16 protein-coding genes are annotated in these 17,560 nt (G+C 61.4%); 4 read left to right on the forward strand and 12 right to left on the reverse strand.

Annotated elements, in window-relative coordinates:
- Positions 1-11: 11 nt before the first annotated feature.
- Together D3230_RS09470 and D3230_RS09475 are read right to left on the reverse strand one after the other, a co-directional pair.
- Positions 12-3,821 carry a hypothetical protein gene (locus tag D3230_RS09470; RefSeq protein WP_202344777.1) on the reverse strand — a complete coding sequence of 1,270 codons (3,810 nt, stop codon included), beginning with the start codon at positions 3,819-3,821 and terminating at the stop codon, positions 12-14.
- A gap of 68 nt (positions 3,822-3,889) precedes the next feature.
- Entirely contained in the window at positions 3,890-4,855 is a 966-nt protein-coding gene (locus D3230_RS09475) for a hypothetical protein (RefSeq protein ID WP_202344778.1), read from the reverse strand.
- Between the two features lie 635 nt (positions 4,856-5,490).
- Here D3230_RS09475 and D3230_RS09480 point away from each other — a divergent pair.
- Complete coding sequence (locus tag D3230_RS09480; protein WP_202344779.1) at positions 5,491-6,783, forward strand: AlbA family DNA-binding domain-containing protein; 1,293 nt, start codon at positions 5,491-5,493, stop codon at positions 6,781-6,783.
- A 71-nt stretch (positions 6,784-6,854) separates the two neighbouring features.
- Here the strand turns inward: D3230_RS09480 and D3230_RS09485 are convergent, their stop codons facing one another.
- The gene (locus D3230_RS09485) at positions 6,855-7,418 is read right to left on the reverse strand and encodes a hypothetical protein (RefSeq protein WP_202344780.1); all 564 of its coding nucleotides are present in this window, start codon (positions 7,416-7,418) and stop codon (positions 6,855-6,857) included.
- A gap of 92 nt (positions 7,419-7,510) precedes the next feature.
- Between D3230_RS09485 and D3230_RS09490 the strand changes: the two genes are divergently transcribed.
- Both D3230_RS09490 and D3230_RS09495 read left to right on the forward strand, forming a co-directional pair.
- On the forward strand, positions 7,511-8,974 hold the full coding sequence (locus D3230_RS09490) for a P-loop ATPase, Sll1717 family (protein WP_202344781.1): 1,464 nt from the start codon (positions 7,511-7,513) through the stop codon (positions 8,972-8,974).
- Positions 8,953-9,645 (forward strand): hypothetical protein, encoded by a 693-nt coding sequence (locus D3230_RS09495; RefSeq protein ID WP_202344782.1) that lies wholly within the window; start codon positions 8,953-8,955, stop codon positions 9,643-9,645. The genes D3230_RS09490 and D3230_RS09495 overlap by 22 nt, the downstream gene beginning before the upstream one ends.
- Here D3230_RS09495 and D3230_RS09500 read toward each other — a convergent pair.
- From D3230_RS09500 to D3230_RS09535, 8 genes are all read right to left on the reverse strand, one after another.
- On the reverse strand, positions 9,642-10,775 hold the full coding sequence (locus tag D3230_RS09500) for a GIY-YIG nuclease family protein (protein ID WP_202344783.1): 1,134 nt from the start codon (positions 10,773-10,775) through the stop codon (positions 9,642-9,644). The two genes, D3230_RS09495 and D3230_RS09500, sit on opposite strands and share 4 nt — an antisense overlap.
- Positions 10,776-10,965: 190 nt before the next feature.
- Positions 10,966-11,775, reverse strand: a complete 810-nt coding sequence (locus tag D3230_RS09505) for a hypothetical protein (RefSeq protein ID WP_202344784.1) — start codon at positions 11,773-11,775, stop codon at positions 10,966-10,968.
- A 42-nt stretch (positions 11,776-11,817) separates the two neighbouring features.
- Complete coding sequence (locus D3230_RS09510) at positions 11,818-12,507, reverse strand: hypothetical protein (protein WP_202344785.1); 690 nt, start codon at positions 12,505-12,507, stop codon at positions 11,818-11,820.
- 11 nt (positions 12,508-12,518) lie between these two features.
- Positions 12,519-12,899 (reverse strand): hypothetical protein, encoded by a 381-nt coding sequence (locus D3230_RS09515; protein ID WP_202344786.1) that lies wholly within the window; start codon positions 12,897-12,899, stop codon positions 12,519-12,521.
- A gap of 62 nt (positions 12,900-12,961) precedes the next feature.
- Positions 12,962-13,378: a hypothetical protein gene (locus D3230_RS09520; protein ID WP_202344787.1), complete on the reverse strand. Its 417-nt coding sequence runs from the start codon at positions 13,376-13,378 to the stop codon at positions 12,962-12,964.
- Positions 13,379-13,405: 27 nt separating this feature from the next.
- On the reverse strand, positions 13,406-14,704 hold the full coding sequence (locus tag D3230_RS09525) for a helix-turn-helix domain-containing protein (protein ID WP_202344788.1): 1,299 nt from the start codon (positions 14,702-14,704) through the stop codon (positions 13,406-13,408).
- A gap of 485 nt (positions 14,705-15,189) precedes the next feature.
- Entirely contained in the window at positions 15,190-15,795 is a 606-nt protein-coding gene (locus D3230_RS09530; RefSeq protein ID WP_202344789.1) for a lipase, read from the reverse strand.
- Positions 15,796-15,829: 34 nt separating this feature from the next.
- Positions 15,830-16,609 (reverse strand): DUF2637 domain-containing protein, encoded by a 780-nt coding sequence (locus D3230_RS09535; RefSeq protein ID WP_202344790.1) that lies wholly within the window; start codon positions 16,607-16,609, stop codon positions 15,830-15,832.
- Positions 16,610-16,775: 166 nt separating this feature from the next.
- Here D3230_RS09535 and D3230_RS09540 point away from each other — a divergent pair, with 166 nt between their 5' ends.
- A complete protein-coding gene (locus tag D3230_RS09540) occupies positions 16,776-17,018 on the forward strand; it encodes a hypothetical protein (protein WP_202344791.1) in 243 nt (80 codons plus the stop codon).
- A 102-nt stretch (positions 17,019-17,120) separates the two neighbouring features.
- Here the strand turns inward: D3230_RS09540 and D3230_RS09545 are convergent, their stop codons facing one another.
- Positions 17,121-17,471 carry a hypothetical protein gene (locus tag D3230_RS09545; RefSeq protein WP_202344792.1) on the reverse strand — a complete coding sequence of 117 codons (351 nt, stop codon included), beginning with the start codon at positions 17,469-17,471 and terminating at the stop codon, positions 17,121-17,123.
- Positions 17,472-17,560: the final 89 nt, after the last annotated feature.

Genomic DNA, 17,560 nt, shown 5'->3' on the forward strand with positions numbered 1-17,560 from the left:
CGGGATCCTCCTTAGAATCCGGCATCGGGGTCGGTTGAAAACGCGAGTGCACTGGAACCCTCGGTTGGGAGTACAAACAGGCCGGCGACCTGAGCGAACTGATGTGTCGTTTCTGCAGAAATGGCTGGAGTTGACTGAGCCCCAGACTGTGCAGTGCGCTTTGTAGTGATCGGTGTCACATTCGACAGAACGCCCTCTTCGAGCAAATTCTCGGCCATCTCCGCCGCAGACTCGATGCCAAGCAGAGAGGCACTTACGGTGTATCCATCGGTGCGAGGCGCTTCAGGATCGAAGTGCTTGCTGCTTGGCTTAGAACTCCATCCGGGCGTGATCTTCTTCTGTCGCTGAGACGGGGTTAGGGCCTCGTAGCGGTCGCGCGCTTCTACACGCTGGGCCAGGAAGCTCGGCTCGAGGAATTCACGCATCGCGCGCTCAAGGGACTCATCATCGACTGGGTGCCCGAGGGCCTTCGCGGCCTTCTTTACCGAAGAGCTCTTGATATGCACGAACCGAGCATCGGCAGAGACGATTCCAATGGGGATCACATCTGAGCCCTGTGTGGTCTTCAGATATGCATGGTCGCCATCGAGGTACCAGCCGTAGTCGGTCCAGCGAGTGTCTAGGGCCGTAGGGGTGAACCCTTTTCGATCTGGACTCAGGTAGGCGCGCTTGTCGCCCATGCGATCTCGCAGGAGCCCCAGAATTTGAGCACCGATCGACTCCCCACGGACAGCAACTAGCGCCTCACGCGCGACGTTCAGCAAAGCTCTACGGCGATCTTCACGCGATGGCAGCTGCGGGGCCAGCGATTCACCGAGAGGTGTACCGGCGAGTGCGGCCACGGCGTCTTCGAGAAGGTCCCAGCCAACCTGGCCGGAGCAGGCAATCGTCAGAACACGGTCAGCGCCAGTGTCGCTCGGCACCTCGATCAAGTCTGCGTCCAACTGCTTGCGCCAAGCTGCGCGCTTCGCGCGGAGCTGATCGATAACAGCTGCATGCCCGAATTCATCCATCAGGCGAGCGAGGCGCTGCACTACGAGAGCACTGAGCTGGCGTGCGACGTCATGTTCCTCGACCATACGGGTCCAGGCGGTCAACGGTGAGTTCTGGTCGTCGCCCAAGCCAGTGATGGTTGCTCGGTCGAACTTGAGCAGAACCATTCGGGTCATAATTGCAGTTCCAGCGCTCACAGGTGGCACCTCAGCAGTGAAAATCGCGTTACCCTTGGCGCCAGCCTTGCGAGTGACGCCGCCTTCCTTATTTGACTGCGCGCCAGTGCCGCCATCGTATGTGCCCTGCAGAATCATGGTTGCGTGGCGAATGACTTGCTGCGATTTTTCGCGGTCACCGTCAAGACGGAGATCGTCGACAGTCACGGTACCGTTACCGCGCCATGCCACCGCGTTCGCCACTCCTGCGTCGGTGTTGCGGCGCGGCAGGGTGATGTCAAAATCATCCACGGTTGAGGCCAACCCGCTGAAAAACGAGCGGACAACTCCCGACAGGAACGGCGTCTTGCCGCTGTTTGGCGCGCCTACGAGAGCCAACGAGCCTTGGTGGTCGAGCGGCGAGAAGCCAGCAAGCACGTGCCCTACCGTCGAGAGAAGCATCTCGGGCTTTGCCACAGTCTGCAGCACACGAAGTGCTTCACCCAGACGCCGGGCGTTCGCGGCATCATCATGCGCAGGGCACGACGGGAGGCCGATGAAAGTTCGGGAATCCTGGATCTCTGCCCCCGATTCGCCGATGTCGCGCACATCAAAGCCCTCAACAGCACCTCGCGCTGCAATCGCGCCTGCTGGGGCAATGTACGTGTAGCCAGCCTCGGTCTTGAGCCAGCCGCACGAGGTGTATCCCGTATGCTCCTGCTGCTCAAGCAGGCCGTACTGGGCAACGCTCAGCATGTCACGGAGCTGGAGCAGCTCCGCACCTGAAAAACCCTTGGCGATTCCGAAATCCAGGGCGTCAAGGAAGGTGCCGGGATTCAGTGCAGTGTCCGAATCAAGGTCTGCCATCAACTTCTGGCGTCCATCACGGCGAACGACTCGCACATCGTGGCGACCAACCTCAGCACCTTTCTTCGTCTTGATCGGCTCAGCATTGAACTCTTCGTCGATGCGCATCACCATCTCGCGGCGCTCGCGGAACGCGATGAACGGAATCGTTGGTGTTGCTGTGGAGTCAATGGGGCGCGAGTAGTGGAACCCGTGCTGCGGGTCACCCGGATCGCAGATCAGGTAGCCGGCACGAGCACCGTACTTTGTGAGATCCTCGCTCGCGCGAACGCCGCGAGCGAGCGCTTCGGCGAAGCTGAGCTTGCTCGGGTCCACCGCTTCGGCGTCCTCACGCCGTTCGGCATTTGCGGCAGCTGCCTGCTGTTCAGCAACAGCCTGATCTAGCTCAGCTTGCACCGCAGCCTGCTCAGCCGCGCGGGCTTCCTGCTCGACCTTCGTCTTCTCCATGCGCTTCTCCTCAAGCACTGCCTCGCGATCAGCGAGTTCCATATTCACAAGCTCTTCCAGCAGGTCGAGATCAAAGCCATCAGGGGTATCAATCGCCTCAATGAAGTTGCGGAGCTTCTTCCAGTCGCGTGGAGCGACCGCGACACTCAGCAACTGAGCGCTGTCGAGTTGTGGAAACGTCATTGAGGTTGCAGGCTTTTCAGCCGCCAATCGCTTCGCGTTCATCGCCTCGTGGCGCTCGTACGGGTCATCAAGTAGGCCATCAGCGACGACCTCATTCAGCCAACGGTCGCCGTAGAACACGACGCGGTCGCGGTCCTTGCCTTCGATGGTGTCCCGCTTGATTTCAAAGCTCGGCATGTCGCCGTACGACCCATCCTCGCGAGGGAAGTTTCCGCTATCCTCGGTGAGCATTTGCGCGGCGTGTGCGATTTCAAGGACAAACCCGGGGTCCACGGTCTGAGCGAAACGAGTAACTGCTGAGCCCTCGTATTTGTTGTCGCCACCCCCAAGGCTCATTGCGCCAGCAGCGCCGGCGACGCGATTTCGCTGGGCGACCTTTGGCTGTGGCCTCGGGTATAGCTCCTCAAGCGTCGCCAGCAACTGCTCAGCATCGTACTGCGGGCCGGCATCCTGCACCGGGTAAACATCGACCGGCGAGGCCTTGCGATTCAGCGAACCCGGCACACGGCCAATGCGGGCTGGGTCAGTGGTTGGTCCAACGTCTGCGTGCCGCCCCAGCTTCTCAGTGAGTTCAACCAGGAGTGCGCGGCGCAGAGAGTCTCGCAGACGGGTCGCCGTCTCAGAGGGAGCGTCAATCGGCTCAGCCAGCGTCCAGTAAAGGTGCAGCCCGCCGCCAGTATGGAATGCTGCGGTTGCCTGCGGGAGCGTGGCGAGGAGTGTCTGCACCTGATCTTGTGTCGGGTTTGGCTTGCGGCGCGCCTCGATCTTCGGGTCCGTCGAAGGGCGATCGGTTGAGTGGCGCTCCGGATCGAAAAGGTCGAGATCCACAAAAAGCATGCGCATCTGGTCTGCGCTGGCGACCTTGCGGCGGATGAAGTTGTTGCCGTCTTTGTCCTCGTCAGCTTTGTTGAGCTGGAATGTTGAGAGGGTGAAATACAACCCCTTGGGGTTATTCCTCTCGTACTCCTCGCACTGCGCAACAAGTGCTTCAACGTCGCCTGCTGAGTGCCAAACCACATTCTCCGCAGCGATCGGTCGATCACCGAAAAACGGGATGACCGCCACAGAGCCAGTAGTTGACTTATTTAGCCCCATTGCGTGGAAGCCAGCACGGGCAGCATCAGCGTTGAAGCCGCCGATTGCGGGGCGAGGTGCGAAAGCCTGAGGGTGCGTCATACCCCAAGCTTACCAAATGACTACTAAGGCATTACGTTGCTGTAAGTAAGTGGAGCGTTTTCACAGGTTCACGCTTTCCTTGCGAGCGCCCATCGCTCCGCTTCACCCCTGCGAACCCGGCCCGAAGCGTCACGCGCAAGATCACCGCGGCGGGCGGCATAAATAACAGCGGGCCTAGACACCCCGACGAGTTCAGCGACCTGCTGATCCGTCAGGAGGTCAGGATCTGCGTCTGCTTTGCGCTCAGCATCAAGCTCGGCCTGCACCCGGGAGAGCTCGTCGGCACCAATGCGCCCCGGTGCAGCCTTCGGGTCGCCGCCATCTGCTATTGCACCAGCGAACACGGCGGGGGTCACCCGCCCTGCGCGAATCCAGCGATCTACCGTGGTGCGGCCTACCCCCCACCTTTTGGCGGCGTCCTCAATGGAGTGCGACTCCGACAGGAATCGATCCACGTCGCGCAGTGAATCGGAGGTCACCTCCCCTTCGTGATCCGCGTGCAGGTAGCCCGCGGCGCGCAAGCGCGCGTATGGCTGGTCCGCAATGTCCAAATAAGCCTGCGCGACATCGGCCGGCACGGTGGGAGGCAGGCCTTCTTCGCTCACCCGGTACTGAGCCGCAAGCTCCTCGACCGGCGGGGCGTTATGGCGCGCAAGGTACGCGGCAATCGACTGAGAAGTCACGGCAGCTCGGCCAGTCACCTCGTTCGCTACCTCCACAAGCTCGCCAGCGGCGATCAGGGCAGCGATCTCCCCCACCTTGAGCCCAAGCCTCGCGGCGGCTTCCGCGGGCGTTACCGGGCCGATCTGCGCACCTTGAGGCGCACCCTGCTCTGCAGCCCACTTCATGTGCCGATGCTGCAGAGCCCGTTCGTCCAGACCTGTCACAAAAGAAATCTCAGCCCATTTCATCTTCGATGAACGAGCTTCGGCGATCACGCGGTTCAGCAACTCAGTTGCGGCGTCGAATTCCGCGCGCTTGATCTGCTCGTGGGTGATTGCGTCGCGCAGACGATCGCCGATGTCGTGGGTCATGATCCGATCCTATCCAGGTGAGTTGCATGATGTAACCAGTGAATGCGCGGCGGTCGAAAATGGTTTGTCCTGTTTTGAAAACAGGGAAAATACCTGATCAGAATAGTACTTTGCTCACGCGATCGGAATTCTGTCCTACTCTGTCCTAGCATCAGGACAAGCTAAAACCCCTGTTCAGAGCGAAGTTTTGAGCGAAAATTCTCGATTTTGTCCTACTTTCAAACACACACACTTCATGCGTGCGTGTGCGAGCGCGAGCGCGAGCCGTTTCGAGAGTGACAAATAGGGAGGGTCGCGCACGTAAGTGTATGGGTTTGAAAGTAGGACAAAATAGGTGTTTTTAGAACAAAAGAAGAAGAAGAAGGGCCGTTTAGCCGCGGAATCATGCGGTTTTTGCTCCTCAAAAATTCTGTCCTAACCCCAGGACAACGCAGGACAAACGGCACTTTTTTAGGACAAATGACCTCGTTTTGTCCTGATTTTGGCTGGAATTTGAGGTGAGCTGAGGCGAAGCTGCATCTGCGAAGGCAAATGCAACTCCCGCACTTTCAGCGTCTGCGACTTGATTAAGGACTTGAGCCAGGACAAACCAGGACAGAATCGCGACCTGATGAGCCCTCGCGTAGCATCAAATCATGTCTGCACCTCCGCCCAAGCCCACTGCGGGCACTTCGCTTTTTCCAGTTTTTCTCACCGACTGGGAGTCGGGTCGTGAGTATTACACGCCGGAACTCTATGGCGTTGACGAAGATTTCCACCCCGACTTGGAAGTCTCAGTGAATGGCAAACTCGCGATTAGTTGGGAGGAGTCTGGATACATCGGAATCGGTATTAGGCGCGCCTTGAATGAAACCACCGTCGGTTCGCTCCGCATTGCGCTTCAGATGATGGTTGAGCGACGTGACGTTGATGAGAGGGTACTCCTCACTGACCACTCAGAACTGATCCCTGAAGAAGCCCGAGAAACAGACAGGCACGTCAGTCTCCTCTCGAAGGATGATCTTCTGATTGCCCAGGCATCTGCTTCATGCTCGTTGGAGCCGAACATCTCCCACTTGGACATGCTTTCTCTTGTATCTCCATTAGCTGCCGCCCACGGCGTGACTATTCATTCGCTCGGGCAGAGCTATTTCCTGGAAGAATATGACGGCGGGGATGTCTCCTACTGGAACGTAGATTCCTCGCAGCTCGGTTTTGAGGAGCACGACTACCTGCCTGAACCGGTCTTAACTGATTTCGACGGGGCATTTAGGCACGTTCGCTTATCTGCTCCTGATGAGATGCCTCTAAAGAACTTCCTGGATGTAGCGCACTCAATCTCGCTGCTCATGGGGGCGTTTACCGGCGGTCAACCAACGGCCGAGGGAGTCCTGCACCTCGTCAAGAACAATCGGGCTGACTTGCTGGTTGGCCTCCCTGAGTCCAACTGGTTCGAGATCAAAGAGGGGCTTTACCAGTTCACTCATCCCCAAGTTCCTGAAAAGACGAAGCTTGCGCAGAAAGTCGAGTTCGCTCAAGACGTCGCCTCGTTCGCAAACAGTGGCAAGTCCGCAGTGATCGTTCTGGGCATCAAAGAGGCCTCCGAGGATCTTCCAAACCTGTTGGCACCGCAGAAGGTTCCACCTCAATTTCGAAAGAGCGCTTTCGATGTGCTCGACGCGCGGGTGTACCCGCCACTCGAAGGCGTGCAGATCGAACTTTCGTCAACTCAGGGTCGGCAATTCGTGGCTGTCTATATTCCAGCTCAAGACGAGACCAAGCTGCCATTCCTCGTCCGTGGCACCGTTGTCGCAGACCTGTATGAGGACACATTCATCAGCATCCCGCGGCGACGTGGTGAAACGAAGATCTCGCAGTCGGTCGAAGAATTCCATTCTCAGGTTCAGGCTGGCAGAGCGTTCCTGCATTTCCAGGAGTCACGGCAGTAGCCGCCAACACGAAAGGCGCCCCCGCCAGGCCACCTAGACCCGCCGGAGCGCCTTCCCGTCTCTAACTCGCGTCACTCCCCCGCGTGCGTCGCGACCAGCGCAGTGGCTTGCTCCAATAGCACCTGGCGCGCGATGCGCTCCGCACCTGCGAGAGCACCTTCGGGGTCGAGGCCTTGCCCAGCCAGTAACATCCGGATAGCCATCTCACGAGACGAGATCTCCACCAATTGCTCGACGGGTTCACCAGCGTCGATCACAGCAGCCAAACTCTCAATCCGCATCGCAAGCGCTGCGTTAAGTTGCCCAACGCGCGGCGCTACTCGTGCACGGTTCAACGCATGCTCCGCAGCCTCGACACGCTCATCATGCTCCGCCGCAGCACGCCCCCACTCCGCGTCCGTGCGCCGCTCAACCACCTGCGACACCGCGGCACTCAACCGATCCCTGAGCTCTACCCACGCCTCCGCGAGCGACACACGCCCTTCGTCAGATTGACGGGTCTGCCGGATGAGCAGCCCGCTCCACTCCGACACGAGCCACGCCGCGACCGGTGGTTCGGCTGAAGGGTCGTGCCACACGGAGGCGATGCTCTCGGCGGCTCGGGTGATGCGGGATTCGTAGATGTCTTCTGCCATGCAGTGAGCAATGCGCGGTGGGGGCAGAAACCAGACGCCACGCCACCTTGCCACCTCCCCAGATAGTCATTGCCTGCGCATAAGATCAGGGAATGGCGCAAAAGAAGTTCCCACCTTTTGGACAACTTGAATTCGGAATGCTTGACGCAGCATCAGAGGCTGCTCACTCTCCTGAACTGCTGATTGGTGGCTATTACGATTGCAAATCCGCTGCCAAAGACATTTCAATGATGCGAGGTTGGGTTCTGGTCGGAGCCAAGGGCGCCGGAAAGAGCGCCGTGCTCGAGCATCTAGCGCTTCAATGGGCAGGTAGCCCGATGAACTTTATTTCCAGGTGGGCGCTAACAACGTTCCCAATTGCAGATGTGACGAAGCTACAGGTCGGGTCAACGCCTGGACCTTCTGCAACATGTGCCGCATGGCAGTTTCAGCTCCTACTAAAGGTTTTTGCCTCATTGATCGGTGACCAAGGCGCATCCTACGGCGGGCAAGTAACTACTTTCCACAGAGACTTAGTTCGACTAGGCCTGCTTGAGGGTGAAGATCTGCGAACCAAGTTCTTCGACTGGTCGAAAACGACGGTCCGGTTCCAAGTCCAAGGCATTGGAGCTGAGGGTGGTTTTGGCGATGCAGGGGCGACTGCTGTTCAACTTATCGAACTCTTGAAACGTGCAATTTCAGAAATCAGCACCGACTCTCAACATCTCCTTGCGGTTGATGGCTTAGATTCATTCTTCGCTTCTTCAGATGATCAGTGGAACTCGTTTGGTGGACTCTTAGATGCCACCAATGAGGTAAACGTCTTTCTTCGTGGTACCAGCCTGCGAGCCACTGTATTGATAGCCGTTCGGGAAGACATGTTCACTTCTGCAGAAAGCTTTGACTCAGCAAAAATGGATGATCAAACCATTCGGTTGAGTTGGAGCCAAGATGACCAAGCGGAAGGCGAGTCGCTCTGGGGAATGATCTCGCAGAAGGCACGAGTGTCTGTCCGCAACCCCAACGACTGGCTCACCCTTGGGGACATCAGGAAGGCATATTTGAGCGAAATGGTGAATCGCCACCTATCGGTGGCCGACTATCTGCTTGGCTACACCCGCTACCTTCCACGGGACATGGTCGCTTTGATGAACGCTGTCAAAAAGGTTCATGGAGGAAGCGGTCAAGTGCGGGTCGAGCAGGCGCGTCGTGCGGTGCGAAGTTACTCCGAGGGGTACTTCTTGGCGGAGATCAAGAACAACCTCACAAAAGCCTTCACAAGTACGGGCGGCACAAAGACCAATGATTTCCTTGAAGAGCTCAGCACACTTGATTCCCCATACTTCACTAGCGCTGAACTTGAGGAATCGCTTGAGGGTGTACTCACATCCACTGAAATACGTCAGTTGCTGCGCCAGCTTTACCGCGCCGGTGCAATTGGCGTTATCACTCGCAGGAACTCTGTCCAGCACACCAACTTTAGCTACCGGCGAGCCGCTGGTGGTGGCTTCAAATACAAAGGCAGGTTCCTCCTGCACAGGGCTCTGATTGAAGCATGGAACATCCCGAGAGCATGACAAACGATGGCGGCCCACCTCCCGAAGTGTTCGACACATTTCGCTCCCAACTTGAACCTGCCTACCGTCACATCGGCGTAGCTGCGGTATCTCATGCTGCATTCGAGGCGCGTATGAACCAGCTGCTGGAATCGCTCGATCCCGACGGCAAACCGCTCCCAACCGCTGATGGTCGGCCATATCTCCCACGCCGCAACATGGAGATGTCGAAACGTCTTGAAACCTTGGTTGCCGCCAATTTGGTTACTGGGAACTTGCAAGCGCAGCTCATGCAGCTGCAAACCGCTGAGCGTGAACTCCGGAACCTCCGGAACTCTGTCGTGCATTCATTTGTCTCCGACCCTGATCCGGCCGATCCCGCTGTTGTCTACTTTGAGGATGCTCGCACCGAGTTGGGACCCGACCGCGTTCGACGCAGCGTTCAGGAGCTATGGGAGGCCACAGTTCGGATCGCGGATGAAGCAGTGATCCTTGGAGCGATCGCTGGTGTGATCATCGACAGGATCTTCGCAACGTTCGAAGAGGAGGCCGACACCGTTGCACCGGCGGTCGGCGTGAACTCTAGCGATCCAGACTTCGCAAGGAAGTTCCTCTCTTACGTCAAGGAAGGGCGATGGCTCGGATGGTCCAATGGCGGCGACGAACCGGATCCAGCTTGGTGGCGCTCCTAACCCCGCACCGCCACTCCGGAGCTGCCGAGCAGCTCAAACAACTCCACTGGCTCCCTAGGCTGCGTCACTTCACGCACCAGCTCGCCAGCCTTTGCAACCGCGCGTTCCATCTTCTCGCGGCTGATCGACCGCCCCGTGGGCACCGCGAAGAGCTGCATGCGGCGATCTCCTGTTGTCACGCCTCCTGCAGCGACCACGTCGACGATCATGCCGCCAGCGTCGACCAGCACGAACCCGCCGCGCTTCTCACGGTTTGCCACGCGCACCAGCTGGCCGACCGGGTCGTCGAAGTCCGGCTCCGGCACGACCGCGCGTTTCACTTTCGCGGGCACCACCAAGCGCGGTGCGGGCTCTGGTGCGGCCGCGAGTTCGGCGCGGTACGCCGCCCACTCCTCGTCAGTAGCTGACAGATCCCGGGTCTTCATCCCACCGAGCGCCACAGCGAATGCGGCGGTCTGAAAGTCACCGCCAGATACCCGGTTCAGCGACAAGTCAGGATCGACCGAAGCGGCCATGCGTTGCTCCACGAGGTTGCGCTCGTACGGGTCATCGAGCGGGTCTCCGGTGACAGCGAAAACCCGCGTCGTATCCAGTGCCCGGAAGGCATCAATTGACAGGATCGACGACTCGGCATCACCGAATATCAACCGATCAAGAGGCTTCGATTTCGACCAGTGCGCCCGTATCCGTTTCGTCACGTCCACGGATTGCCCGACATAGAGCTGCCGGTAGCCGTCGAGCACCATCACATAAATGCCCGGCTCGCCTGCGACCGTGCGCAGATCCGTAACCTCGCGAAGCTCAGGGTGTGCGGCGAGCAGCTTCGCGACCTCGTCATTGAAGCGCAGCTGGTTGAGACGGCGAAAGAACAACATGTTCAGGTCGAAGTTCCTGAGCGCTGCTTCGCGCTGGGACGCTACCCATTCAGGCGAGTACTCGACGCACGTCTCAGGATCCACGAATAGCTCTGCCATACGCGCCGCCGTGATCTTCCCTTCGGACGCCATCTCCAAATACACCCACGGCTGCGTGGCCTTGGTCGAAGCCTGTACGAGGTACTCGCTGCGCACGAGCATGGGCGAGCGCTTGCTTGTCCTGACTGCTACGCCGAAATGCTGAATCGAACTCACGCCGCCCGCACCTCCCCCACCATCCGCCCGCGACACAGTGGGCACTCGGCCACCGTAAGCTCCGCTCCCGGGGCGTCTTTGATCCTGCGCGGAGTCATCGCATTGAACACCGGCTCTTGACCAGCTTCGACCCGGTGCTCTTCTAGAAAGCCGCACCCGCCGCAGGTCATCGAGTAGGTCTGTGCGCCGGTCACTCCTGCTCGTCCTCCGAAAGCCGCAGCGCCTCATGAACACCGTGGGCTTCAAGCGGCAGATACTTACCGTCCACAATTCCGCCGCCACCGTAGACTCTCACGAGCTCAGCTACCAGCTCCGGATCAGCGGAAGCAGCGCCTGCTTCGATCTGCCGGTTCACATCGGCGATCATCGCCGGTGACTCAAGCGCTGCACGCAGTTTCTCGACTTCGAGGTAGTCGTCCGGGGCTTCGATCCGCGCGTTCTGCAGCTTCCGCAGACGTTCGGCAGCGTAGCCCACCGCCGTCATCATTTCGAGGTAGAGGATCAACGCATCCTCATGGCTAAGTGTCTCAATCTCCTGGCGCACCGCGAGTTCGACTTCGGTCGAGGACGCAGTGGTGACCAGTTCCTGCTCCGTCTGCTGGGTGGCGAGCGCCGCGCTCTTCGGGCGGATCCGCGCCATGATGCGCTGCCGTTGCGTCTCAATCACCGGGGCGACCTTCTCACCCCACAGCCGCTTAACTACCGGTGCGCTCTTTATTACTCCGTAAGTGACCGCAGCAGAAGCGAGGGCAACCAACAGATATTTCGACGCATCGGAGTTAGTGGCGCCACCGCCGTCACCCTCAGGTGCTTCATCGCGTTCGTCATCGTCATCGTCGTCATCCTCGACGATCCTCAGATCCTCAACGAGTTTTGAGATCGTGCCATTGTCGCGCCGCGAGCCGCCGGCGCCGAGCGTCTCGTTTGTGATCGCGTTCCCGTCGAGATCGACTTTTGGCATCCACCCGAGTACCCACTGCCCGTCTTCAACTTCGCCCATATCTAGATCGTAGACGCCGCACAGACGAACTACTCGCACGGCTCAGACGTACCGCCACGACAGGAGCAGGCCGAGCCTCTGTTGCAGCGCCCGCACAATCACCCGCCACGCCTCTCGCCCGCCATACGGCTCATTCCCGTCAGCAGCCCGCGCCGCGTAGAGCGCGCCGACGCACTGATCCGCCGCCCGCCGTGCAGCGTGTTCGTGGCGTGCACGGTAGACGAAAGCGACATCGGCTGTCACCTGCCGCAGCGTCCGCAGCTCGTGCTCGCCAGCGCCGGCGCATTGCTGCTCGTACTTTTGGCGCTCGTCGCGCATTGCGAGCTTCCAATGCTCGAGCGTGAAATTCTCGTCACGCCAGCCGTCCGCGCGGTGCTCAGGGAACGGCTCCGCGGAATCATAGTCGGCGGCGGCATGTTCCTCCGTCCAAAGACGCAGGGCGTCTCGCTCCCATTCGATGTCGCCCGGGACTACCTCCGTCTGCACCCGCCGCCCGCGCAGTTCGGCCTTCGCGTCACGCTCGTCGGCGAGTACCCACGCTGTCGCACGCAGCTGGCCGCGGAGTTCAACTTGGCCACCGGCACCCCACCCTGCAAGCGTCTGCGACCAACCGGCGAGCAGCTCCTCAACCACTGCCGGCGGCTCTGCAACACCGCGAGCAGGCCAGCAGCGCGAGATCGAGATGGCGACCGACTCGAGGACGATCTCCCGAAGGCCTTTAGACGGGATCATTTTGCCATCACTCACAACGCACCGCCCTCGACCGCAGGTACGTGCTCGATCCCAACCACCATCGAAGTTTTTCGTACGGTGCCGGCGTAAATATCGCCGGTGCGCTGCACGCGAATCCGGCGCTCGTCAGACCAGTAGACAAAGACCGCGCCAGCGTCGCGACCCAGGCGTGCACTCCACGAGACCAGATTCAGCTGCTCCCCGTCGCCATGCAGCGCAATCCCCGGCAGTCCTCGCTCCGGATCCACCGGCGCCTCATTACGCCCGCGCACCATCGTCGCACTGCCGTCCTCGGCCACCGTCACGCGATATACGCTGCCCGACACCGTCGTTACGATCCACAGTCCTGGCTCCGCCTCGCAGCCTTCAACAACTTGAATCGGCTCACCCATCACCATCTCCTCACACCGCCGGACGGCCCGACCGCAGATAGGCAATGCGCGGTGGGGCTGTGTTAGAGCCGCTCTTCCGCCGCGCGGCGTGCGCGAACTTCGGCAGCCCATTCACGGGCGGCTTGCGCTTCCCAATCCTGCTCGCGGTCATGTTCCACCTGCCAGAGCCGCAGATCCTCGCGGGCGCGCTCACGGGCGGCAGGGAGATTGGCCAGGAGTGCCGACTCAAGTTCGGGGTCGCGACTACGGACGATGGCCCCAGCGCCCTCCCGCACCTCGTAGAGAATGTGTGACGCCAGCCACGTCCCCATCCACGCCAAAGGCAACTCTTCGCGGAGCCACGCCGCGAGCGCGTCGCCCCAGTCGCGAGCCAGTTCTTGCACGGCGGCGGGCGTTGATCGATGGCGCTGCGACCAACACGTGGCGAGCGATGCGGCGACGACGTCTAGCTGCGATTGAATTTCGTGTTCAGCGATCATGGTTACCAAATGCGCGGCGACCGCGCCCTACGCCACCGCCCGCTCGGCCGCGATCTGCGCGCGTGCCTGATCCACTCCGGCGCGCTTCTGCAGCACGCCAGCGACGCCGCTCCGGAGCGCCGACTTCTGCGCCAGGCTCGCGCGATCTCCGATCTGTGCCCATGCACCAGCCACCTGCCCGAGCCATGCCTTCGCATCACCCTCAGTCTCTGGCGCAGCGCCGACCCGCTGCAGCACCGCTACGGCGACCTCTTCTGGAGTCTTGTACGACCTGATCTGGCCGGTGACTCGATCTGCCTCCCGCCGGTTGGCCCGCCGCGCCGCGTCAGCCGCCAGCTTCCGCTCATCAGCCGCCGCGGCAGCGCCAGTCGCTTCTGCCACTCCGGCCAGCCACTCGACCATCGGCTGCTCGGCTGGTCGATCCGCAAGCCACGCTCGGGCGGCGGCGGGTCGGGCAGGTGAGCCGAGCATCTTCGGCCAGGCCTGGAACAGCTCCAAGTCTGACGCCAGCGCACGGCGGCGGCGCGTGGCCTGTTTCGGGTGGCGCAACTCCTTGGCGATCTGCCGGGCTTCGCGGGCGCGCGGGGTCATAGCGTCGCGCAGCGCCGTCAGCCATGCGCCGTGGACGGCAGCACCGGGGTGGGTGAACACAGGCGAGCCAGCGGAAGCCAGCACGTCTGCGAGACTGCCAGGCGTTGGTGCCACACCCTCCGTCACCCACGCTACGAGTTGGTCAGCATCAGCAGCCCACGCCAGCTCGCCTGCGAGGCGCTCGGGGCGGTAGAGGTGGCGGAGGCGGTAGGCACGGGTTCTACCGTCGCGAAGTTTTTTCTCGCCGACGAGGATGCCCTCTTGGCGGAGGATCTTAATGACGTTCAGAGCATTCTGCTGGCTGGTGCCGAGCTGACCAGCGAGCCAGCGGCTGGACACGATCACGTGGGTCATAGTTTCGCAGCGCGCGGCTTCGGCGATCCAGGTGAGACCGATCACAGTGATCGCTCTCCTGACGATCTCCTGGCGTCCTTTTGCCACCATGTTGTGGGGCACGATTGCCAGCGCCACCACGCGCCGCGCCGCGCGCGCCGGGGCAGGGAGCGAGTGGACGGAGCTCCGCTCCGCGGCCAGCCGGGCGACAGCAGCCCTGACGCTAGATAGGGAGAACGCATCGCCTTTCAGCACGATTTTCTGCGCGTAGTACAGATCGACAGCAGAGAGGTCAGGCATCCGAGCGCCAGCCCAAGCGCAGGCGGCGTAGAGCAGCGCCTCGCGAGTGGAGTAGCGGTGCGCAGCACCAGCGAGCCAGGTGCGAAACGGGGCGGTGTCCATCGGAAGTCTCCTCCAGGTTTAGGTAGTCGCAGTTGTCGAACATACTTTTGGCGCGTGCGGAGCGGAGCGCCAAAAGGGTTTAGTTCGTATTACGTGCGGCGCTCCGCGACCCGGGCGGTGCTGCCGGGGCACGCGAGCAACCAGGTCGGCAGACCGATGATCTAGATGGCAGCGAGCTCCCGGGCTTCGCCCTCCCGCTGCGCCGCAAGCGGATCGACAGCAGGCGCGGGCGCGGGCACAGCAGCGAGGTAGCCGTAGCCGTACCGGCGGGCAGACCGTAGACGAAGCGCCCGACAAGCGGTGGCTGTAGTTTGCGACGGCGGGGTGACCTTGGGCCGGCGGTGCCGGGGCTGGGTGGTTGCCGTAGGCGTAGGTACGGGCGGCGGGGTGGCGGACATCTCGATACTCATACTGTTTCTCAAGTAGTTCACTACTCCCCCACCTCTCCTACTCGTCACCCGCCGCCGACGCCACACGGCCGTACCTCAGAACCGCCACGCAACGGCGTGGAACCCTACCGGCGGCTGCGGTGTCCAGCTTTCGTCTGCGCTCACCAGCCCGGATCCGCCGGGGTTGTTCGACTCCACGATTCGCAGCGTGCCGTCGCCGTTCAACCCGGTCACCAGCACAGTGTGCACACCGACCGCCCACGCGCCTTCAGCCCCGTCGGCGTGGTACTGGATCACGTCGCCAGGCACGGCTTCGCTGACACCGTGCCTGCTCGCCGCTGCATAGTTGTCGAGCACGCTACCCCCGCCGTCCCAGCCTCCGCCCCCAGCGTTCACCCAGCGGCGCGCGCTCTCGATGCACTCGCCCGGCGCAGCCCACCCAGTCGGCCGAGCGGTACCAACCTCGGCGTATGCCATCTCCACCGCCGCTCGCCAGTCGTAGTCCGGTTCGACTAGCGCCACGGTGGGCGTGGACAACGGCACATCGGGCGCCGATGCGTCGGCCGTCGTGAGCGTTTGGCGGAGCGGGATGTCGAGGCACTCGATCCCGAGGTTAGGCTCCGCCGCGTGCGCCGCTTCGGCAACGCCAGTCGGGAGGAGCAAGCCAGCCACAAGGGCGATGGCTACGGGGATGGTCTTCATTTACGGCACTCTTCCTTTTGTCGTAACGGCTGGCTTACGCCGCCAGGGCTGGCTGGTCGGTGGCCTCAGCCGCGGCGCGCTGCTTCAACCGGGTCTCGATTTTGCTCCGGGTTGTCCCCGCCAACTCGGCCGCTTTGCGCTGGCCGTAGCCGTGTTCAAGCAGGCGCATGGCGTAATCGAGGTCTGCCTCGTCTGCCAGCCGCTCCGGCAGATCAGCGGGCGGCGTAGGCTTCGGCGCGGCAGCGGCAGCGGGTTTTGGTGCGGCGGGCTTGGCTGCGACCCCGCCCGACGTACTGGTATGCGCAGCAGTGGGCGCAGGCTTCTGTGCCGCACCAGCGTTCCGGCGTGCACTCCGAGAGCGCTTCTGACGGGGCGGGGTCAGCGTGCGGATCGCTGCGTGCGATGCGAGCAGGACAATTACCGGCGCGCTACCGAGGGCGGCGGCAATGATCACGGTGCGCGGCTCCCACACACCGCCCTCAATCTGCCACGCGTGCACGACCTGCGCGCACACAGACACGACGACAGTCAGCAGCAGTAGGGCTGTCTCAAGCGTCGCGCGCTGTCCCCGGGTGTGACGCACGATAGCAGCCAGCGCCGCCGCCACTGCACCGGCGTCGAGCACGACGGGCAGCAGTGCCGCTACACCAGTCGGGAGGCCCGCCCACTCCTGTGCGATCGAGATCAGTGGTAGCGCGCCGAGGACAAACGCCGAGACGGCAACGATCATCAGCGTGATGGTCAGTGCGACCTGCACACCGCGACCGGCGTGGTCGAGCGAGAGGGTTTCCGCGCCGGCGGTGCCGGTGGTCATGTGTTGCCTCCTCAGGGCTGGGTATTGACTGGTTCCACAAGTGATCCACTCTCCTTGCGACCTTATAGTTGCAAGCTTAGTCAACGTTCGGTAATCTTGCAACTATAAGGTCGCAAGAAAGCGGCCCCAAGCCGACCCAATCCCCAACCTCGAGGAGATTTAAGCCATGCCCACCCTCACCCCCACTTTTGACGCCGAGACCGCGCGCAACCAGGTCGTCGACCTACAGTGCGCCCTCGCCGACCTCGTCAGCTTCGAAACCGGCACCCCCGCCACCGTGGCTCGCGAAACCCTGCCGGACGCATCCACGCTCGAAACCTGGCTCCGCGACCGCGACCAGCATCCACTCGACGAAGCCTCGGCCGAAGTCTGGCTCGACCGCATCGTCGAGGCAGGACTCCTCCCATAACCGCCACCAACAACCGGTGGCCTCGCCGATTCGCTCCAAAGCCACCAAAAAACCAGAAGCCCTCCCGGCAAACCAACCGAGAGGGCTTCACAATTCTCCGCGCTACTTTTTCTTCCGCGGGGCGCGCACGACTTTCGCAGCCTTGAATTCGTCGGCGATGGCTTCGAGGGCGGCACGATCCCAAACGAGCGTGCGAAATACTTCGCCCTCGGGCTCCGGAAGCATCCCGGCGCGCACACTTAGCGGCACCTCGACCTCCCTGTCTCCCTGCACGAATTTTCGCCCTCCCTTCGACTTCTCCGAGCGCAGGCGCTTCAGCGCCTCGGTCGAATCAAGACCGAGGATTTCGGCCGCTTCAGCCGAGCCGACATAGCGCCCGTCCGTGAGTTCGCCCACCTGGAGCGCATCGGTCGAGCCATTTTGGGCGCGCGGATTCTGATTGGCAGTGGTCATGCACCGATTTTCGCACACTCCTCGCCTAATTGCGACCATAAGGTTGCAAGAAGTTAAATGACGCCATATTCTTGCAACTATAAGGTCGC

Origin of the sequence: Leucobacter chromiireducens subsp. solipictus, from assembly GCF_016758195.1 — a bacterium.
Lineage (GTDB): Bacteria > Actinomycetota > Actinomycetes > Actinomycetales > Microbacteriaceae > Leucobacter > Leucobacter solipictus.